The organism is Chitinophaga sp., assembly GCF_039596455.1.
Taxonomy (GTDB): Bacteria; Bacteroidota; Bacteroidia; order Chitinophagales; family Chitinophagaceae; genus Chitinophaga.
In genome coordinates this window covers 155,240-176,892 of the sequence record NZ_JBCNJR010000007.1, presented here as the reverse complement: position 1 = coordinate 176,892, position 21,653 = coordinate 155,240, and the positions used below count along the sequence as shown (strand labels likewise).

Genomic DNA, 21,653 nt, shown 5'->3' with positions numbered 1-21,653 from the left:
TTTCAGAATAATTCTCCCTGTATGTTCCCTTCGTCTTCCGGTGCTTCTTCCTCCTCTTCATTCAGCAGCTCCACACTAACAAAATCATCACCCGCCAGCTTGTTGCCTACGGCCTTCCAGCCGGTTACCTCAATGGTTTCCGCCAGGGCTATCTCTTCTTCCTGCGGATCACGCTTCTTGCCGGTTTTCAGCAGTACTATCGGGTCTTCCTGCGTGGTAACCAGCTCCAGGTAGTTGTTGGCGCCTTCCTTGATGAACAGGAACTTGTTGTTCAGCGTTTGCGTCTCGATCTTGAAACGTTTGGCGTTGAACTGTTTTTTATCTGCGTCATAATAGATGGCGGTTACCAGCTTTTCCGGGCTGAACTTTTCGATATACACCGCGTCGTTAGACTCGTAACGGTTGGTGATCTCGTAGTTGGTCAGCTCATAGGTGCCGTTCTTGTAGAACACCAGTATTTTATCGTCTCCCTCAAAAGAGCCCACGTACAGGCCGCGCTGCTCTGTGTTGAGACGGCCTACGGCATCGTCATACCAGATCTTGATGCCGCTCAGCGTGGAAGCGCCTGCTTCCTTGAACTTCACGGTGCGGATGGGGTACTTGGTCACCACGTTGCCCATAGAACCGCGGCCCTTGATGGGAATGGTCTCGAAGTAGAAATCAAATTCTTTCTTCTTGGCCGGGCAGTTGGGGCTCAGCTTCACGGTCACCACTTCCGCCTCTCCGTTGGAGTTGGCGGTGAAGTAATGCACCTTGGAGCCTTTTTCGCTCTTGGTGAGGTTGTATTCCTTATCGCGCGTAATACCGGTTACATTGAAGCGCTTGGCCAGGCTGTAGCCGGTTTTGCCGTCTGCGTAGATCATGTTGTAGATCATGCGCTCGTCTCCCTTGCGGAATATGTCTACGTGAATGATGTCTTTCCCTACAAAGGTTTTGTCTGCCACCTTGGTAACCAGCATTACGCCGTCTTTCCGGAATACGATGATATTGTCGAGGTCTGAACAGTCTGCTACAAACTCATCTTTCTTCAGCGAAGTGCCGATGAATCCGTCTGCACGGTTTACATAGAGCTTGGTATTGGCAATGGCCACCTGCTGCACCTGTATGGTGTCAAACAGCTTGATCTCTGTTTTGCGCTCGCGGCCGCGGCCGTACTTTTTCAGCAGGGTTTCATAGTACTGTACGGTGAAGTCTGTAAGGTTAGCCAGGTCATGCTTCACCTGTTTGATGTCTGCCTCAATGGCCTTGATCTGTTCTGCCAGCTCGTTAATGTCCAGCCGGTAGATGCGGCGCACGGGCTTTTCCGTGAGCTTGAGAATATCTTCCCGCGTGATCTCGCGGCGGAGCTGTTTCTTGTAGGGATTGAAACCTTTGTCTATGGCAGTCAGTACGGTTTCCCAGTCTTTGTGCTTTTGCTCCAGCTCCTTGTAGATCCCTTTTTCAAAGAAGATCTTTTCCAGCGAAGTATAGTGCCATTTGCCTTCCAGCTCTTCCAGCTTTATTTCCAGCTCCCGTTTCAGCAGCTCTTTGGTGAAATCTGCAGACTGGCGCAGCAGGTCTGAAGCGCCAATAAAGCGGGGTTTGTCACTAATGATCACGCAGGCATTGGGGGAAATAGACACTTCACAGTCTGTAAAGGCGTACAGGGCGTCTATAGTAATATCAGGCGATATGCCGGGGGCCAGCTGCACTTCTATTTCCACTTCCTTGGCGGTGCTGTCTACCACCTTTTTGATCTTGATCTTGCCGTTGTCATTAGCTTTAACGATAGACTCCATCAGGCCGGTGGTGGTAACACCGTAAGGCACATCACGGATGATGAGGGTCTTTTTATCTTTCTCCTCAATATGTGCGCGCACCCTTACTTTACCGCCGCGGCGGCCGTCGTTATAATTGGTGACGTCTATCATGCCGCCGGTGGCAAAATCAGGGTACAGCTCAAATTTTTTACCGCGCAGGTATTTGATAGATGCGTCTATCAGCTCGCAGAAGTTGTGCGGCAATATTTTGGTGCTGAGGCCCACGGCAATGCCTTCGGCGCCTTGTGCCAGCAGCAGGGGAAACTTCATGGGCAGGGCTACCGGCTCGTTCTTGCGGCCGTCATAGCTCAGTTGCCATTCTGTAGTTTTGGCGTTGAAGGCCACATCCAGCGCAAACTTGGAGAGGCGGGCCTCAATGTAACGGGCGGCGGCTGCATCGTCTCCGGTGCGCACATCGCCCCAGTTACCCTGGGTTTCAATGAGGAGGTCTTTTTGCCCCAGGTTCACCATAGCGTCGCTGATTGACTGGTCTCCGTGGGGGTGGTACTGCATCGTTTGCCCTATCACATTGGCCACCTTGTTGAAACGGCCGTCGTCCATTTCCTTCATGGCGTGCAAAATGCGCCGCTGTACGGGCTTCAGGCCGTCTTCCACTGCCGGTACGGCACGCTCCAGGATAACGTAAGATGCATAATCAAGAAACCAGTCCTTGTACTTCTCATCCACATGCTCCATGCCGTGCAGTGATTCGTCCGTCGGTTCGTTTATAGTACTCATATGATCCTTTAAAAACTTTCCTTAAAATGTTGTTTACCGCTTGCCGCGCAGAAAATCATCCCGCCACACGCGCACCGAGTCTATCTTCACATCTTCCAGCGTGTTCAGCTCCATAAAAGAGCAATCGGTAATGGCTTCCAGCTCGTGCCAGATGCGGATGGGTATCTCTACCCGTGCCGGCGCCTCCACCACGTCTGTTCGGATGGCGGTCTCTTCAATAGGGCACCAGTGTATGGCCGCGCGGCCGCTCAGCAGGTACATGATCTCGGGATTCTTGTAATCGCTGTGGCCGTTGTGGTAATGCTGCCCGCTGCTGCTGCCGGCGTTGCGGTAGCAGAGTATGAAGGTGCCGGTACGGAAGGTGGCCCATTCGTAATTGCGGCCTCTGTTGTCTTCACCTTTCAGCTCCAGCGGTGTAATAATGATCTGTGCCATATCAGTTGGTTGCCTCTTCAGTGGCGTCTGCCTGTGGCGCAGGGCCTCCGGGCAGCTTCACTTCATAGTCTTTCATGGTTTTCAGTTCCCCGCGTGCTTCCAGCTTCTCTTCGCGTACCAGCTCTTTCAGCCGCCAGTTGAGGTACTGGTCCATCACGGGGTATTTGAACTTGCCGGTAACCTGCGCTATCACCTTGTTCGCTTTCTGGAACTCCTGCGTTACGGCTTGCAGCAGGTCTTTATCATAAAATGCCGCGGCTTCTCCCCTGATCTTCTTGCCGCCTTCCAGCAGGCGTACGCCCGCGTTCTCGTTCATAAGGCGGCGCCACTCGTCCCCATCCAGCTCAAATTCCGCCAGAGATACTTCCCGCGCCAGTTTTTTGGCTTTCAGGAATTCTTTGGGGAGTATCTGGTGCAGGTGGGTAGGATAAAATACGGCGTTCTTTTCGTTGAGGAAAGGCAGGTTGTTGAGATAGATGAGGTGGATGCGGCCGGAGAAACGGTCCAGCTGGCTGATGAGCCAGTAGTAGCCGCATACGTCTGTGGCATTCTGCCCGGCCCATATCCATACGGTCAGCTCCTCTTCTTCCCGCAGGCGGCCTTTGAGGGCGCGCACGGGGTCTACATCTTCATACGTTGTTTCAGGCGCTTCGGCTTCCGGGGCGGCATCTACCGCCAGTGCGGCCTGCGTACCCGCCATAGCGGGGCCTGCAGCCTGCATGGCGGCCCACCATTCCTTGCGCGCGCGGCGCCCGTCAGGCGTGTCCAGTATGAACAACGGGCCTACGGCCAGGTCATCTTCAAAACACAATACTTCTCCCGCCAGGTTGGGGTCCAGCTCAAAAGCGGCCTTCAGGTTGGCGGCCGATGATTGTCCGAATACTATATGCAATATCATATTGTCAGCTCACTGTTTCTTCCGCCAGGTCTTTCTCATAGCGGAGGTTCTCAATAATAAACTCCTGCCGGTGTTGGGTGTTCTTGCCCATGTAATACTCCAGTATTTTGGCCACCGGCATGTCTTTGGAGGGGATGATGGGAGACTTGCGCATATCGTCCCCGATAAACTGCCCGAACTCTTCCGGAGAAATTTCTCCCAACCCTTTAAAGCGCGTGATCTCCGGCTTGCTGCCCAGTTTCTTCACGGCTTTTTGCTTTTCTTCCTCGCTGTAGCAGTAAATGGTTTCCTGCTTGTTGCGCACGCGGAACAGCGGCGTTTCCAGGATGTACACATGTCCGTTCTTCACCAGGTCAGGGAAGAACTGCAGGAAGAAGGTGAGCATCAGCAGGCGGATGTGCATACCATCTACGTCAGCATCTGTGGCAATCACAATATTGTTGTACCGCAGCCCTTCCAGCCCTTCTTCAATATTGAGGGCGTGCTGCAGCAGGTTGAACTCTTCGTTCTCGTACACTATTTTTTTGGTAAGGCCGTAGCAGTTCAGGGGTTTACCACGCAGGCTGAACACCGCCTGCGTTTCCACGTTGCGGGATTTGGTGATGGAACCGCTCGCGGAATCGCCCTCGGTAATAAAGATGGTGGTCTCTTTCTGGCGGCTTTCCATTTCTTCCTTGCCTTTGCCGCTGTACTCTTCGTTGAGGTGCACACGGCAATCACGCAATTTCTTGTTGTGCAGGTTGGCCTTCTTGGCCCTTTCGTTGGCCAGCTTCTTGATGCCGGCCAGCTCCTTGCGCTCGCGCTCGCTTTGCTCAATGCGTTTTTTGAGCGCATCCGCCACGGCGGAGTTGCGATGCAGGTAATCGTCCAGCTGTTTGGCCAGGAACTCGAGCACAAACGCCTTCATGCTCTGCCCGCCTTCTGATACGGCCAGGGAGCCCAGCTTGGTTTTGGTCTGGCTTTCGAACACCGGCTCCTGCACCCTTACGGCAATGGCCGCGCAAATGGAAGCCCTGATGTCTGTAGCATCGTAGTCCTTTTTATAGAAATCACGCACGGTTTTCACGAACGCCTCGCGGAAGGCCGCCAGGTGCGTACCGCCCTGGGTGGTGTGCTGACCGTTCACGAAAGAATAATATTCCTCACCGTACTGGTTCTCATGCGTAATGGCCACCTCAATGTCTTCCCCCTTCAGGTGAATGATGGGGTACCGAAGATCATCCGGGTTGGTTTTGCGCTGCAGCAGGTCCAGCAGCCCGTTTTTGGACAGATACTTCTGCCCGTTGAAATTGATGGTGAGGCCTGCGTTCAGGAAACAGTAGTTCCATATCTGGTTCTCCAGGAAGTCCGGTATAAAATGATAGTTCTTGAACACCGTATCGTCCGGCACAAAAGTAACCAGCGTACCGTTGGGCTCTTTGGCATCCGCTTCGCGGTGGTCTTTGGTGAGCACGCCGCGCTCAAACTCCGCGGCCTTTACCCGGCCATCACGGAAAGAGGATACTTTAAAATAGCTGGAAAGGGCGTTCACCGCTTTGGTACCCACCCCGTTAAGGCCCACCGACTTCTGGAAGGCCTTGCTGTCATATTTGGCGCCGGTGTTGATCTTGCTCACCACGTCTACCACCTTGCCCAGGGGAATGCCCCGGCCAAAGTCACGCACCGTTACACTGTGTTCCGTTACCTTGATGTCTACCTGTTTGCCAAAACCCATCATGTGTTCGTCTATACAGTTATCTACCACCTCTTTAATAAGGATGTAGATACCATCGTCCATACTGCTGCCGTCTCCCAGCTTCCCGATGTACATGCCGGGGCGCAGGCGGATATGCTCCCGCCAGTCAAGCGAGCGGATAGACTCTTCGGTATAGGCATTGAACAGCTCTTTATTTTCTGCCATAGTTTGTCAATTAATCTGAGAAAGCAAATCGCAACCGGGTAAATACCTGATGTAGAAAGCATTGGGGCAGTGTGTCCGCCCGGGGGCTTACTAAATCTTTTAGCAAAATCCGGTCGTTGGCAAAAATAAAGGATTCGGATAAAATCCCAAGTAGATTTTATGCACTATACCTATTCCATTGGTTACAAGCGTCTTGAATATTTAATTCACATCCCCTTCCAGTCTAAAATCACACTTTCGTATAATGATTATTTTCAATAAAAGTCATATTTTTTTAAACGGATACAAGGCAGATTTAGGCTCAAATAAATTTCTATTCAAATATTATTTTATATGATTTAATTATCTATATTTACATCCACATCCATTAGCTGAAGACCCGCCGGGATGCATCTGCAAGAGCATATCCCTTTTTGAAAACCTTAAATCTATCCTGATGAAAACACTGTTCTTTACACTTGTAGCGGCGGTAATGGTGATAGCTATCATAGTTACCTTATTAATAGGACATGAGCAGCGGACGATGTACCGCATTAAGGATATCTGCATCCGGGTGGCGCAGAAATTCGACTCCTGGCAAATGCTCCGCTGAAGGGGGCACACTCCTGCGCTCTTTTTTTCCAATTTTTCAGAAACTGACTAAATCCCTATACCTATGAAAACCGGCTTATTGTTCAAACTGGCATGCCTTTGCATTGCCTCTGTAGTGCTGATTGCCCATTTTGCGCGTAAATACATGAGAACACGCATGGTGAAGGTCCGCTCTGCAGGCTGATGCGATATCCAGGCATTGGCTTCGGGGCTGACTGGAAAGTGCTACGCTTTCCGGTCAGCCCCTTTTTCAATTTGTACTTGTAAACTCCACTGAAAAAGCATATATTGTTACAGACGCAGCACTACAGTTATTACACCGTTTTATCACTAATACAGCGGGAATAGATTCCACCGATATGCAAATACAATATTGCCTGCTCCTACTCTTGTTCTTTGCCTGTAACCGGCCGCAACCCACCGCGGATGCCAGCAGGTTGCCGGACGAAGTGGACTATAATTTCCACATCCGCCCTATCCTGTCAGATAAATGTTTTACCTGCCACGGCCCTGACGCCAACAAGCGTGAAGCCGGCCTGCGGCTGGACATTGGGGACAGCGCCTTCAAAGCCCTGCAGGAAACGCCCGGCGCCTTTGCTTTTGTGCGCGGCAAGCCCCATCTGTCCGAAGTATACAAAAGGATCACCACGGAAGACACCTCCCTGCGCATGCCTCCTGTCAACTCCAACCTGCAGCTCACGGAACGGGAGATCAGGCTCATAGAGAAATGGATCAAACAGGGCGCGCAATACAAGCCGCACTGGGCCTTTGTACCGCCCAAAGCAGTGAAGCCGCCGGGAGATGAAGATGACAAGTGGCCCCGCAACGAAATTGACCGCTTCATACTGGAAGCCATGGACAATGCCGGCCTGCGCCCCAATGAGGAAGCAGACCGCGAGCACCTGCTCAAACGCGCAGCGCTCGATATTACCGGCCTGCCGCCTACCCTTGAGATGATGGACCGCTTTCTGGCAGATACCCGCCCGGACGCCTATGAGCGCATGGTAGACACCCTGCTGGCCATGCCGCAGTACGGGGAGAAAATGGCGGTACACTGGATGGACGTGGCGCGCTACGCAGACTCCCACGGCTACCAGGACGACGGCTACCGTTCCATGTGGCCCTGGCGGGACTGGGTGATACATGCCTTCAACACCAACATGCCCTACAACCGCTTTGTGACCTGGCAACTGGCGGGAGACCTGCTGCCCGGCGCTACACGGGAACAGCTGCTGGCCTCCGGCTTCAACCGCAACCACAAGATCACGGAAGAAGGCGGGGTGATAGACGAAGAGTACCGGGTAGAATACGTGTCTGACCGCACCAACACCTTCGGCAAAGCCTTCCTGGGCGTTACTATAGAATGCGCCAAGTGTCACGATCATAAATACGATCCCTTCTCGCAGGAGGAATATTACAAGCTCTACGCCTTCTTTAACAACATCAAAGAAGTAGGCCTGGAATCTGTTATAGGCGGGCCGGAAACCTACGCCAAAAAACCTTTCATGGAAATATCCAACGAGGAGGTGAAAGACGTATTGAACTTCATCAACAAACCTGATACCAACCGCCTGATCGTTTCCGTAATGGGAGACCAGGATACGGTGCGTACAACGTATATCCTTGAACGTGGGGTGTATGACGCGCATGGCCGTGAAGTAACGGCCGGCACGCCGCGCTCCATCCTTTCTTTCAGCAACCGGCAAGACAGGCTGGGCCTGGCGGAGTGGCTGTTCAGTCCTAAAAACCCGCTCACGGCCAGGGTGTTCGTGAACCGCATGTGGCAGGAAGTGTTCGGCAAGGGCATTGTAAAAACCTCCGGTGATTTTGGCATGCAGGGCGAGCTGCCCTCCCACCCTGAGCTGCTGGATTGGCTGGCGGTAGATTTTATGCGGCATGGCTGGGACATCAAACGCCTCATGAAACAAATGGTGACCTCCGCCACTTACCGCCAGAGCGCCGTAGCCAGCAAAAAGAAACTGGCGGCAGACCCAGACAATACCTGGCTCTCCTGCGCGCCGCGGCAGCGCCTTACCGCAGAGCTGGCGCGAGACCTGGTGCTCAGCAGCAGCGGCCTGCTGGTGAAAAAGATAGGCGGACCCAGCGTAAAACCGTACCAGCCGAAAGGGCTGTGGGAACTGGCCACCTCCGGCCGCGGGGAGCTGGCGCGTTACGTGCAGGACCATGGAGAAAGCCTCTACCGGCGCGGCCTCTACACCTTCATCAAAAGAACGGTGCCGCCGCCCTCTCATTTGATATTTGACGGCAGCAACCGCGATCAGTGTGAAGTAAAACGCACTTCCACCAACACGCCGCTGCAGGCGCTGGTAATGCTGAACGACCCGCAGGTACTGGAAGCTTCCCGCGTGCTGGCCGCAACACTGCTGAAGGAAAAAACAGACCCGGTTGAAACGGCCTTCCGCCGCATTGTTTGCCGCAAGCCGAACGAAAAGGAGCTGGCCCTGCTGAAATCTTACTACAGTGAACAACAACAATACTTCAGGAGCAAGCCGGCAGATGCGGCCAAGCTGCTTTCCCAGGGAGAATACCCCTTGCCGGAAAAGGCAGACAAACCCGCCATTGCGGCATTGATGCAGGTGGTTACCACCATTTACAACCTGGAGGAAACATTATCTAAAACGTAGCGTGTTCCGGCTATGGGCCTGCGCACCGGCATCCGGAAAGCAGGCGCAACAAAGCCGGCTGCAGCATAAAATATATATCACGATGGACAAAGAATTCCTGGAACACGGCCTCAACATGAACCGCCGCCGCTTTCTTTCCCGGCTGAGCCTGGGGCTGGGCAGCGTGGCATTGGGCTCCCTGCTGATACCAGACCTTTTCGGCGGCGGCAGCGGCGTGGAAGAAATGGGCCTGGCGCCTGGCATCCCCCACTTTGCGCCCAAAGCCAAAAGAGTGATCTACCTGTTCCAGAACGGCGCTCCTTCGCAACTGGAATCTTTCGACTATAAACCGAAGCTGCGTGAAATGATGGGGCAGGAACTGCCGGCCTCCGTACGCATGGGCCAGCGCCTGACGGGCATGACCTCCGGTCAGAGCTCCTTCCCGCTGGTAGGCTCCTTCTACGATTTTAAACAATACGGTGAGGCCCGCGCATGGGTGAGCGACTTGTTTCCTTATACGGCCAAAGTGGTAGACGACATCTGCATCGTGCGCTCCATGTTCACCGAAGCCATCAACCACGACCCCGCCCTCACCTTTTTCCAGACCGGCGCCCAGCAAGGCAACCGGCCCAGTATGGGCGCGTGGGTGAGTTATGGCCTGGGCAGCGAGAACAAGAACCTGCCGGCCTTCTGCGTACTGCTCTCCCGCGGTAAAGGCAACGGGCAGGGCGTGTATTCCAAACTGTGGACCAACGGCTTCCTTGACAGCATTCACCAGGGCGTGCAGTTCAGCAGCGGCGAAAGCCCCGTGCTGTACCTCAACAATCCCGCCGGCATAGACTCTACCGGCCGCCGCAAGATGCTGGACAAGCTGGCCGAGCTGAACCAGCTTTCTTACAGCGAATTTGGAGACCCGGAGATCACGGCCAAGATCCAGCAGTATGAAATGGCCTACCGCATGCAAACCGCCGTGCCCGATATTACAGACCTTTCCAAAGAATCAGACGATATCATTAAACTCTACGGCCCCAACTGCCTGGTGCCCGGCACCTTTGCCTCCAACTGCCTGCTGGCGCGCAAGCTGTCTGAAAACGGCGTGCGCTTTGTACAGCTGTACCACCAGGGCTGGGACCAGCACGGCAACCTGCCCAAAGAAATGGCCGGCCAGGCGCTGGATGTAGACCAGGCCTCCGCCGCGCTGGTAACAGACCTCAAACAACGGGGCCTGCTGGATGAAACGCTCGTGATCTGGGGCGGTGAATTTGGCCGTACCAACTACAGCCAGGGCAAACTCACCAAAGACAATTACGGGAGAGACCATCACCCGCGCTGCTTCTCCATCTGGATGGCCGGCGGCGGCGTGAAGCCGGGTATTGTGTACGGTGAAACGGATGACTTCGGGTACAACATCACGCAGAACCCCGTGCATGTGCACGACTTCCAGGCTACCGTGATGCACCTGCTGGGGCTTGATCATGAAAAACTCATCTACAAACACCTGGGCCGCCGCTACCGCCTCACAGACGTGGCCGGCACCGTGGTAAAAGACCTTATAGCATAACCAATGAACATTAAACGCCTGGCTGAGAACCTGCTGATTGCCGCGAATGTCTTCATCCTGTTTATCCTTTTGTTCTACCCTGCATTGCATTTACCCGCCTGGGTGCAGGTAACGGGCAGAATGCACCCGCTGCTGCTGCACTTTCCCATTGTGTTATTATTGCTGGCCCTGGTGCTTGATGTGATGATGCTGCGCAACGCCGCGCTGCGCGGCTACCAGCCGCTGATCAGCAACCTCTGGCTGGCGGGCGCGCTTACGGCCGCTATTACCGCTATTTCAGGGCTGTTCCTGTCTGTGGAAGACGTATACAGCGGCAGCATGCTCAGCTGGCATAAATGGACGGGGCTGGGCATTGTATGGCTTTCTTCGCTGCTGTACATGCTGCGTTATTACAAACAGCCCATTTTTATGGCCGGCAGCGTATTGATGCTGGCGGGCCTGGCCATGGCCGGGCATTTTGGCGCCAACCTCACACACGGTACAGATTTTCTGCTGGCGCCGGTAACGCCGCCTCCGCAAAAGATCACCGTGCCCATAGAGCAGGCGCTGGTGTATGACCACCTGGTAAAACCCATCCTGGAACAGAAATGCGCAAGCTGCCACAACGCTTCCAAAGCCAAAGGGCAGCTGCTCATGGAAACGCCGGCGCAATTGCTCAAAGGCGGCAAGAGCGGCCTGCTCTTTATTGCCGGCAACCCCGCCGCCAGCCTCATGCTGCAACGCATACACCTGCCGCTGGAAGAAAAGAAACACATGCCGCCCAAAAACAAAACGCAGCTGGAGCCTGATGAAATTGCCATCCTGCAACACTGGATACGGTCTGGCGCAGATTTCAAACGCAAGGTAACTGAACTGCCCGCGGAAGACAGCCTGTACCTGCTGGCCCTGCAAAAGCTGGCGCCGGCTGAGGCGGATGATGCGTACGCTTTTGCCGCGGCTGATGAGAACGTTATCAAAAAACTCAACAATAACTACCGCGTGATATACCCCGTGGCCCGCCACTCCCCTGCGCTGGTTGTGAACTTCTACAACAAAACACAATACTCGTCTAAAGCGCTGGAAGAGCTGCTGGCGCTGAAAACGCAGATAGTAGAGCTGCACCTGCAAAAAATGCCGGTGCAGGATGCAGACCTGTCTATCATCAAACAGTTCGAGAACCTGCGCAGGCTCAACCTGGATTTTACCGCCATTACCGGGGCCGCGCTGAAAGAGCTGAACGCTTTACCCCGCCTGCGTTCCCTGGCTGTGTCAGGCACGCGGGTAACAGCCGCCCACTTGCAGCCGCTGGCGGCCAGCAAAAGCCTGAAAGAGATCTATTGCTGGAATACGGGCATTACCGGGCAAGACTGGCAGCAACTGGCCGCCATCAAACACATCCGCTTTGAAAAAGGGTATGTGGACGATGGCAGTGATTCCTTGCGGCTCAACCCGCCCATCATTGAAAATGAAGAAATGATATTCAATCACCGCATGGGACTGGTATTGCGCCACCCCATCCGCGGCACGGAAATACGCTATACGCTGGACGGGTCTGAGGTAGACAGCCTTCACTCCCCCATCTTCAAAGATTCGTTGCAGATAGACTCCTCCTTTACCATCAAAGCCCGGGCCTACAAACCAGGCTGGTACGGCAGCGAGCCGGTGAAAATGCGGTTCATGAAAACCACCTACCTGCCAGACAGTGCGGTATTGCTGCAGCCAGCGAACGAACGGTACGTAGCGCAGGGAGCCAAAAGCCTGTCAGACCGGCAAACGGGTAACTTTGAGCTGGCCAGCGGCAAATGGCTGGGCTTCCGCTATAATAACATGGAGCTGCTGATGCTTTTCAAACAGCCGGTGAAGATGAAAGCCGTTACGCTCAATACCATGCGCAATACACGCAGCTACATCTTCCCGCCGCAGCTGGTGGAAATATGGGGCGGCCCGCAGCCGGACAAGCTGCAGCTGCTGAAAAAAGTGATTCCGGCCCAACCGGGCAAAAAAGACGGCGGCGCTTTTATTGACATTACCTGCCGGTTCCCGGAGCAGGAGATCAATTGCCTCAAAATAGTAGCGGTACCGGTGCCCAAACTGCCGCAGTGGCATGAAGGCAAGGGGAAGAAAGCCTGGGTGTTCGTAGACGAGATATTACTGAACTGATACAAAAGAGGGGGCGCAGAGCCCCCTCTTTCGTTGTATACGGTGTTACCGGTTAAAATACTTATTTACCGCATCGGTACGGCTGCGCACGTGCAGCTTCTCATAAATATTATGCACGTGCCTGCGCACGGTTTCTATACTGATGAACAGGTTGCCGGCAATTTCCTTGTAAAGAAAACCTTTGGACAACTGGTCGAGAATTTCTTTTTCGCGGGAGGTGAGCGCTTCCAGCGCGGGGTTAGGGCGGGCCTGTTTCTGGAAGTAGGCCACTACCCTGCGTGCAATCTGCGAGCTCATAGGTGAACCGCCGTCGTGCAGCTCACGGATAGCGTCCAACAAATCACCGGGAGAGGTTTTCTTCAGGATGTAGCCGCTGGCGCCAGCTTCAAGGGCCATGAATATCTTGTCATCATCTTCATACACGGTCAGCATCATAAATTGCATGTCGGGGTATTCGGCTTTCAAACGTGCAATACATTCAATTCCGTTAATTCCCGGCAAATTAAAATCCATCAACACTACATTGGGTAACAATTGAGGAATTTTTTCCAGTGCCATTTCCGCATTGTTGAAAGCGCCAATACATGCGTACCCTTCAGAACCATTGATCAACAACTCCATGGCGGAACGGATATCATGATTGTCTTCAACAATAGCCACAGAGATGATATCCATGCTATTTTGCAGCTTTTTTTTCGAATATACCATCATTTCAATTTAAAGTCATAACACCAAGATGTTATAAAAATCAAATTTAAATTAATTTAATGGTATATCTAGGAAAACTGTTGTGCCGTTTTGAGATATGATGTCTGCCTGCCCGCCCACCTGCTGCATGCGCTTCTCAATATTTTTGAGCCCGTTGCCAAACAGCCGTACCTTTTCGGGGTCAAAGCCCTTGCCGTTGTCTTTGACCATGATGGTCATATTTTTGAAAACTTTCACTTCAATGATCACTTCTGTGGCTTCTGAATGCTTCACCACATTGTGCAGGGACTCTTTTACGGCCAGGTAAATATGGCGGCGGGTGCCGCCGCTGAGCTTGAGGTTGGGAATATTGTCAGGAATGATGAAATGATGCGGAATGTGGGCATGCTCCAGGAAGTCTGCCGCAAAGCTGCGCATGTAGGCAATCAGGTTGGCCAGCGAGTCATTTGAAGAGTTCATGGCCCAGATGATCTCGCTCATTTTGTCTACCAGCTCACCTGCCGCCTCCGAAATACGTTCTATTTCCTTTGTCTGGCCTGTGTCTTTGATCTTCCGTTTGGCTATTTCGCTCAAGAGCCTGATGGTGGAAAGGCCGGAGCCAAGGTCGTCATGCATATCGCTGGAAATACGCGCCCGCTCCTGGTCTACCGCCTGTTCCTTCTCCAGCTTCAGCTTTTCATTGCGTATCTTGTAATCCAGGTACAATGCGGAGAAATAATAAGCAATACCCAATATCAGTAACAGCAGTAAGAAGCGGAACCAGAGAGACTGCCAGAAAGGTATCTTGATCACGATCTGCAGCATGGTAGGCTCCGTGTTCCACACCTCGTCATTATTACAGGCCTTTACCTTGAAGGTGTAATTGCCGGGGCGCAGGTTGGTATACCGCGCCACGCTCTGGTTGCCGGCCATCAGCCAGTCTTCGTCCACTCCTTCCAGCATGTACTGCACCTTGTTTTTGAGCGGGTTGGTAAATTCCAGCGGTACGTACTCTATGGCAATGGTGTTCTGGTTATACGGCAGCTCCACTTTGGTGACCAGTGATATGGCGGTGTCTGACTTATAGGGTTTGTCAAGCACTTCCAGCCGTTTGATGATCACCTTGGGCATGTAAGGATTGTTCTTGAAATTGCGGGGATAAAAACCCGTTACGCCGCGCACGCCGCCAAAGAACAGCTCCCCGTCCATAGACTTGAAATAGGCGCCGGTATTGAACTCGTTTGATTGCAGGCCGTCTTCAAAATTGTAGGTAACCAGGTTGTTGGTGTTCTGCCGAATCTGCGTGATACCACGGTTATGGCTCACCCAGATGCCGTCCTTGTCGTCCAGCAGCACGGCGTACACATAGTCGCTCGGCATGCCGCGGTAGTCATAGCTGTTGTAATGTTCTTTCTTGCGGTACTGGTCGTCCAGAATCAGCAAGCCCTTGTTGGTGGCCAGCAGCAGGTGTTTGTGGGCATTTTTGTTGATAGACTTGATCTCCAGGTCTTTCAGCGGCAGTGGTATCATTTCCCAGACGCTTTTGTCTGCCTTGCGCCAATAGAGATGCGCTTTGGTGCCAACATACTGGTTGCCCCAGAAATCTTCAAAATAACAGGTCAGCTGTTCGTTGGCGAAGCGGTGCACAATGGCCGCCTTGTAGCCTTTCTCCGCTTCGGAGAACATGAGCAGGTACTCCCCGTAGTTGAAATAGGTTTCCCCGTTGGGGCGTTTGGCCACAAAGGGGTACACATCGTCCTGCGGCGGCAGGCCCAGCGCCAGCACACTGGGCGTAAGGTCCCGGAACTGCTCTGTGGTTACGTCAAACAGGCCAATGCTGCCTTTTACGAAGTGGAACCAGAGCGTGCCGTAATCTTCCCGGCAAATGGCGTGCAGGTTATTGGCGGGAAAGCGGCCCGGCGTTTCTTCATTGGAGATGCGCTTGAGATATTTGCCCCCTTTCTCGTAAATATCCAGCCCGTCCTGCAGCAGGCCCACAAACAGCCGGCCATCGTCATGCTTGTACACGGCTTTCACCACGTTGTGAGACATGCGGGGCGAGCGGTAAAGGGAGAACACCTTTTTGTTGGGCGCGTATTTCTTCAGCCCGTCACCGTCCGTGCCTACCCACATGTTATCATTCCGGTCGCGGAAGAGGCAGATGATCTTGTTGAAGGAGTTGGTTTCGAAGGTGTTGAAGCTGGTGATGTGATTGGTGATCTCGTGGCTGCCGATGTTGTATACCAGCACGCCGTTGTTGCCCCCGATCCAGGCATTGCCCCTGTCATCCAGCTCCACGGCGGTGGGCAGAAAAGGTTCTTTCAGCTGGTTAGGGTGGCTGAAGGGCAGGTCTGTGTATTTGTTGCGTTTGATGTCGAAAATGGTGATGTGGCCGTGGCTGGCCAGCAGCAGCGAGTCTGTGTTGAGCACCTTGATCACCGGTTTGTCTTGCAGGGTGGGCAGGCAGTAGGTGGTGAGGCGGGCGGTGTGGATGTCCATTTTCACCAGCTGCTCCTTTTCAAACACCATCCAGATGTTGTTGTCCTGCTTGGTGATGGTGAGCGGGCGCTGTTTTTTGGCCATGAAGGCCGGAGGGTACAGGATGGTCTTTTTCAGCTCGTAAGTGGTATTGTCCAGCACGTACAGGCCTTTGAGCGGCCGCCATACCCAGAGGGTCTGTGTGGCGGGGTCTTCCCCCAGAATCTGGAATTTGGGAATAAAGTCCCGCTCCGCTTCATTGACGTATGCCGTGTCCGTAAACACATGGCGGAAGGTGTTCTTGTACCGGTCATACAGGCTGATACCCAGGTTGTGCGCCAGCAGCAGCTGCTTCCGGGAATCCTGGTAGAAGGAGTAGCTGCGGGTGCCCATGAGGCCAAAACTCTTTACTACGGCGCGGCCCTGCTGGGAAACGGAGCTGTAGAGCACCCTTTCTTCCGGTTTGCTGGCCATCCGGTCTTTCCCGGAAGGATTATAGCGGTATTCGTTGAACACGTACCCGTCAAACCGGTTGATACCGTCAAAAGTGGAGATCCACAAAAAACCTTCTTCGTCCTGTATCACCCCGCTGATGCTGCTTTGAGACAAACCGTTCTCCACTCCGTAAGAATCGAAATTATAATTCCGTTCCTGCGCGGATACAACTGAGAAAATGGTGCAGAACCACAGGGTAAGGATGCCTATCTGGATTTTCGGGTGCATCATCAATTGATGGGTGATGGTTTGCGGGTTTACGGTAAATGCAAATATATAATTCTGTGATACACTTTCTAACGATTTTATATTTTTCTTAATTAATATTGCTCCAAAGCGATATCCAGGGGGCTGGCATGCCGAAAAAGGGCAAAAAAAGGGAATACCGTATATTTGGCCGGCAGTTGGGGGAAAATAGCCCTGCCGGAAAGAAGCAAGGGGCAGCAGCATGTCAGGGGGAAGGGCCCGGGGAAACCGCCTGGCCGTGAAAAAGGCGCCCTGGAAAGAAGCGCCTTGTATTTTTTAATACGCTTATTGTATCACAACCGGAACAATAGGTTAAAGCAAAAAGTACATATACCTGAAATTAACATTTTCCACTGCAATAATTCCTACAAAGTTCGCCAAGGCAGCAATTTAATTTGTTAAAGGCGGAATTAGGGCGGTCAATGCAGCAAAAAAATGTGTGGCAACCCTCTTTTTTTTATAATTTAGTTTGGAACAGGGCCCCGGCGGGCCTGTATTTATAGTACTCAGAAAATCAGATCGGCACGATGCAAGTGGCTACATCATCGGGTAAATACTCCGTAAAACATTACCCGGACAATATTCAATCGTGGAAAAAGGAAGGAAATTACTTTTATTTCTATACTTCAGAGACCATACTTGAACTGCGGGTTATTTCAGATAAGATAGTGCGCTTCCGCTATGCAGCAGACGGCACTTTCCAGCGTGACTTCTCCTATGCTCTCAGTGAAAAGCTGGAAGAATCTCCTGAATTTTTCGACATCCGCGAGTGGCCGGACTCCTTCGAGATCATTACCACCGCCATCAGGGTGTTCGTAGCCCGTGAAAACCTGCGCATTACCATCACGGATACCGAAGGCCGCATCATTAACCAGGATGAGACCGGTTTTCACTGGCAGTATTACCTGCAAAAAGGCGGAAAAATAGTGTACTGCACCAAGCTGGTACAGGAAGGCGAAGCCTTTTACGGCCTGGGAGACAAGCCGATGGACCTGAACCTGCGCGGCAAACGGCTGGAAAACTACGGCACGGACGCCTACGGCTATGCCAAAGACACCGACCCCCTCTACCGCAACATCCCCTTCTATTACGGGCTGCACAACGGCATTGGCTACGGCATATTTTTCGACAACACCTTCCGCACCCTGTATGATTTTGGCAAGGAGCGGGACGATGTGAGCAGCTTCTGGGCCAGAGGCGGGGAAATGAACTATTATTTCATTTACGGCCCTGAACTGCTGAAAGTAGCAGAATCTTACGCCCGCATTACCGGTACGGCAGAATTGCCGCCCCTCTGGGCTCTCGGGTACCACCAATGCCGCTGGAGCTACTTCCCTGACAAAAGGGTGAAAGAGATAGGCCAGGAGTTCAGGAAACGCGGTATTCCCTGCGACGCCCTTTACCTCGACATTGACTATATGGAAGGTTTCCGCTGCTTCACCTGGAGCCAGGAGCGCTTCCCCGACCCGAAGGGGCTGCTGCAAGACCTCTCTGACCAGGGCTTCAAAACCGTGGTGATCATAGACCCCGGCATTAAGGTAGACCCTGAATACAGCATTTACCAGGAGCTGGTGCAAAAAGGCTTTGCCTGCAAACGGGCAGACGGCGCCCCCATGGAGGGAGACGTGTGGCCCGGCAAATGCGTGTTTCCCGACTTTACAGACCCTAAAGTACGCGAGTGGTGGGCCGGCCTCTTCCGCGGCCTTGCAGAAACCGGCGTACGCGGCGTATGGAACGATATGAACGAACCCGCCGTATTTGAGCTGGGCACCTTCCCGGAAGACGTGCGGCACGACTATGACGGGGAAAACGTGAGCCACCGCAAGGCCCACAACGTGTACGGCCACCTCATGAGCAAAGCCACGGCTGCAGGCCTCAAGAAACACCTGATGCCCAACCGCCCCTTTGTGATCACACGCTCCGCCTACTCCGGCACACAGCGCTGGAGCTCCGTGTGGACGGGAGACAATATTGCCTCCTGGGAACACCTCTGGCTGGCCTCTGTACAATGCCAGCGCCTCGCCGTTTCCGGCCTTTCCTTTGCCGGCAGCGACATTGGCGGTTTCATCGGCGAGCCTGACGGCGAGCTTTACACCCGCTGGATACAACTGGGCGCCTTCCACCCCCTCATGCGCACCCACTCCGCCAGCAACGACACCGGCTTCAACCAGGAGCCCTGGAGCTTTGGCCCCGAATACGAAGCAGTGATAAAGTCCTTTATCCAGCTCCGCTACAGGCTGCTGCCCTACCTCTACACCACCTTCTGGCAATACGCGGCCTACGGCACGCCCATGCTGCGCCCGCTGGCCTTTGTAGCCCAGCACGATGAAAACACCCACGACCTGAACCACGAGTTCCTCATGGGAGACAGCCTGCTGGTAAGCCACGTAAGCGAGCCCGGCATGAAAGAAAAATCCGTTTACCTCCCTGAAGGCACCTGGTACTATTACTTCAATGACCAGCGCTACACCGGCGGCCAGGCCGTAACCGTGCCCACGCCCATTGAAGAGATGCCGCTGTTTGTGAAAGGCGGCGCCGTAGTGCCCCAGTACCCTGACCTGCAATATGTTGGCGAAAAGAAGATCATGGAAATGATACTGCAGGTATACTTCGGTGAAGGCACCACGCACAGCATCCTCTATGAAGACGCCGGCGACCATTACGCCTACAAAACCGGCCAGTACAACCTGGTGCGTTTCAAACAAACGTCAGAGCCCGCCTTCTTCCGCCTGAAGAAAAAGTTCGTGGGCCGGTTTGAAGCAGACTACACGCACCACCGCGTGCGCGTTCACGGCCTGCCGTTCACGCCCACCACGTATATTGTTGACGGCGGGGAAGCAAAGCCATTGCAACCCGGACATTTGCAGAACGGCGTGGTAGAAATTGCGCTGGAACGGAAGTTTGAAGAGCTGGTAATAAAATAACCATCCGGGCCGGGGAAACACCCCGGCCTTTTTTTGTCCAGATCCGCCTGTTACAATGTCCAATAAACACCCCTCCAGGTAAACATGCAGCCATTAGCTTTGTACGATCTAACAAACAAACGCCAGAAATGACCGGTAATCCTGTAACACAGGCCGTAAAAACGAAGTATGCCATGAAGCCGGCGGAGTTCATAGCGCTTTCTGCCTGCAGCATGATCCTGACCGCGCTGGGCATAGACATTATGCTCCCTGTGTTCAGCGAGCTGCGTGCGCACTTCGGGCTCAGCCCAGACTCCACGGCCACAACGCATATCATCGAGTTCTTTTTTATGGGGCAGGTTGCCCAGATCGTTTTCGGCCTGCTCTCCGACCGCTTTGGCAGGAAGGCCATATTGCGCACGGGGTTCCCGCTGTACATTGCCGGTGGCGTTGCCGCCGCATTTGCGCCGGGCCTGGAATTGATGTATGCGGCCCGCTTCGTGGCCGGCGTGGGTGCCTCCGCCGTATTTATGACCACCATTGCCGGTGTTCGGGACAGGTTTGTGGGAGACCAGATGGCCCGCACCATGTCACTGATACTGACCATCTTCCTGTTCACGCCAGTGGTAGCCCCTTTCCTGGGGCAGGCCATTCTCTCCGTGGCATCGTGGCAAATGGTATTTCTCACGCCGCCGCTCTTTGCCGTTATTATTTTCCTGTGGTCTTTCCGGCTGGAAGAGTCTCTCCCGCCGGAACGGCGCATTGCTCTCAAATGGGCAACTGTTGTTCACTCGGTACGGCAAGTGCTCAGCAACCGTGTGTTTCTGCGGTATATGGCGGCCACCACCCTTCTTTTTGCCGCATTAAGCTCCTACGTTTCCAGCTCGGAAAGAATAGTGGGCGAAATTTACGGCAGGCCGGAGCTGTTCTCCCCCATCTTTGCAGGCATCGGGCTGTTGATGGCGCTCTTTGCGTTGATGAACTCCCGCCTTTCCGGCAGGTTCGGGGCAAAGCGCGCCATCAGGTGGCTGCTGCTTGTTTACCTGGCAATAGCCGCTTTGCTGCTGCTTTTCACTTTCCTGACCGCCGACCCGCCAGATATGCGTGTATTTTTCATGGCCGTTTCGCTGATGATGGCGCTCAATTTAGCTATAGAACCCAACAGCGGAGCCCTGGCGCTGGAACCGCTGGGTAACGTTGCAGGCATTGCGGCGGCGGTGTACGGCACCTGTTTCTTCTTCATCGGCTCGTCCCTGGGTGCGGTTATCAGCCACTTTATGGTGTACGGCGTATTTCCCCTGGTGCTGAGTTTCTTTATCATAGGGCTGGCCGCAGTGTTGCTGGTGTTTGGCGACCGGCGCAGCGAATTGCATTTGTAGTTCAGGCTTAATATATTTGAACGCATATCTCAATATACCTTATGATACATCGTGTACTCCCCCTGATATTCGTACTGCTTTCAACACACACGTTCGGCCAGAACTATGAACGTAGCAGGACCTGCGGGAACGATACAATTGACGTTGATTACATCAATATGAAGACCGGGGCCAGAATTCAATACAAAGCTTTTGAATGTACAAAAGTGTCGAAACTGGGGATCAGGATAGACGTAGGGTTTAATCACTACAGATACAATGCTAAAACAAAAAATTGGCTGGGGAACCACAACGGCCCGCTTTTAGGACTGACGATTGCATACGGGAACTTCAACTTCGGCGTTAAATTCAAACCGGCAACGGTACGCCCGAAACAAAACCTGGACTTTGACGGGGAGCAACTCACCGGCAATGCAAAACTAAATCCTAATAAAATAGACTATGACTTTAGCTATTCTGTAGATTTCAAGCACAATGTCTCATTGGAGCCTTATATAGCATTCACTGCAAATAGTTTTCCTGTCATAAATGAAGAGGAGCTGGGTAAGACTTATAATATTAGTAAAACAAGGGGATTAACAGCCGGTGTTGCCTTGAACAAGTATTTCCGCCTGAAGGGCTTCCAGTTCTTTTCTGTATTTGCAAAATACGGCTACGGCCTGACCGACTTTAAAAAAGTCAATTCCAGCCTGGGTTTTGGATATTCAGATATTTCTATCGGTGTTGCTTATAAGGGATTCTTTAAACAAGTGTTTTTGAAGAGGATTTAGTTGCCCAAGC

13 protein-coding genes are annotated in these 21,653 nt (G+C 53.1%); 7 read left to right on the top strand and 6 right to left on the bottom strand.

Features of this window, described 5'->3' with window-relative positions:
• Nucleotides 1–2 precede the first annotated feature (2 nt).
• From ABDW36_RS20110 to ABDW36_RS20095, 4 genes are read right to left on the bottom strand one after another with little or no spacing between them, the layout of a single operon-like run.
• Complete coding sequence (locus ABDW36_RS20110) at nt 3–2,537, bottom strand: DNA gyrase/topoisomerase IV subunit A (RefSeq protein ID WP_343703713.1); 2,535 nt, start codon at nt 2,535–2,537, stop codon at nt 3–5.
• Nucleotides 2,538–2,570: 33 nt separating this feature from the next.
• Nucleotides 2,571–2,972, bottom strand: coding sequence for a hypothetical protein (locus ABDW36_RS20105; protein ID WP_343703712.1), 402 nt, complete (start codon nt 2,970–2,972; stop codon nt 2,571–2,573).
• A 1-nt stretch (nt 2,973) separates the two neighbouring features.
• The gene (locus ABDW36_RS20100; protein ID WP_343703711.1) at nt 2,974–3,870 is read right to left on the bottom strand and encodes a DUF1835 domain-containing protein; all 897 of its coding nucleotides are present in this window, start codon (nt 3,868–3,870) and stop codon (nt 2,974–2,976) included.
• Between the two features lie 4 nt (nt 3,871–3,874).
• Complete coding sequence (locus ABDW36_RS20095) at nt 3,875–5,770, bottom strand: DNA topoisomerase IV subunit B (RefSeq protein ID WP_343703710.1); 1,896 nt, start codon at nt 5,768–5,770, stop codon at nt 3,875–3,877.
• Between the two features lie 436 nt (nt 5,771–6,206).
• On the opposite strand from ABDW36_RS20095, the gene ABDW36_RS20090 reads away from it, so the two are divergent.
• The 4 genes from ABDW36_RS20090 (at nt 6,207) to ABDW36_RS20075 (ending at nt 12,685) form a co-directional block, all read left to right on the top strand.
• The gene (locus ABDW36_RS20090) at nt 6,207–6,362 is read left to right on the top strand and encodes a hypothetical protein (protein WP_343703709.1); all 156 of its coding nucleotides are present in this window, start codon (nt 6,207–6,209) and stop codon (nt 6,360–6,362) included.
• Between the two features lie 358 nt (nt 6,363–6,720).
• On the top strand, nt 6,721–9,006 hold the full coding sequence (locus tag ABDW36_RS20085; protein WP_343703708.1) for a PSD1 and planctomycete cytochrome C domain-containing protein: 2,286 nt from the start codon (nt 6,721–6,723) through the stop codon (nt 9,004–9,006).
• 82 nt (nt 9,007–9,088) lie between these two features.
• Nucleotides 9,089–10,546, top strand: a complete 1,458-nt coding sequence (locus tag ABDW36_RS20080) for a DUF1501 domain-containing protein (RefSeq protein WP_343703707.1) — start codon at nt 9,089–9,091, stop codon at nt 10,544–10,546.
• Nucleotides 10,547–10,549: 3 nt separating this feature from the next.
• Nucleotides 10,550–12,685, top strand: coding sequence for a c-type cytochrome domain-containing protein (locus ABDW36_RS20075; RefSeq protein ID WP_343703706.1), 2,136 nt, complete (start codon nt 10,550–10,552; stop codon nt 12,683–12,685).
• A gap of 45 nt (nt 12,686–12,730) precedes the next feature.
• Here the strand turns inward: ABDW36_RS20075 and ABDW36_RS20070 are convergent, their stop codons facing one another.
• Entirely contained in the window at nt 12,731–13,360 is a 630-nt protein-coding gene (locus ABDW36_RS20070) for a response regulator transcription factor (protein WP_343703705.1), read from the bottom strand.
• A gap of 84 nt (nt 13,361–13,444) precedes the next feature.
• Nucleotides 13,445–16,576, bottom strand: coding sequence for a two-component regulator propeller domain-containing protein (locus ABDW36_RS20065; RefSeq protein ID WP_343703704.1), 3,132 nt, complete (start codon nt 16,574–16,576; stop codon nt 13,445–13,447).
• Nucleotides 16,577–17,118: 542 nt separating this feature from the next.
• On the opposite strand from ABDW36_RS20065, the gene ABDW36_RS20060 reads away from it, so the two are divergent.
• From ABDW36_RS20060 to ABDW36_RS20050, 3 genes are all read left to right on the top strand, one after another.
• Nucleotides 17,119–19,515, top strand: coding sequence for a glycoside hydrolase family 31 protein (locus ABDW36_RS20060; protein WP_343703703.1), 2,397 nt, complete (start codon nt 17,119–17,121; stop codon nt 19,513–19,515).
• A 128-nt stretch (nt 19,516–19,643) separates the two neighbouring features.
• Complete coding sequence (locus ABDW36_RS20055) at nt 19,644–20,873, top strand: MFS transporter (protein WP_343703702.1); 1,230 nt, start codon at nt 19,644–19,646, stop codon at nt 20,871–20,873.
• Nucleotides 20,874–20,914: 41 nt separating this feature from the next.
• The gene (locus ABDW36_RS20050) at nt 20,915–21,643 is read left to right on the top strand and encodes a hypothetical protein (protein ID WP_343703701.1); all 729 of its coding nucleotides are present in this window, start codon (nt 20,915–20,917) and stop codon (nt 21,641–21,643) included.
• Nucleotides 21,644–21,653 lie beyond the last annotated feature (10 nt).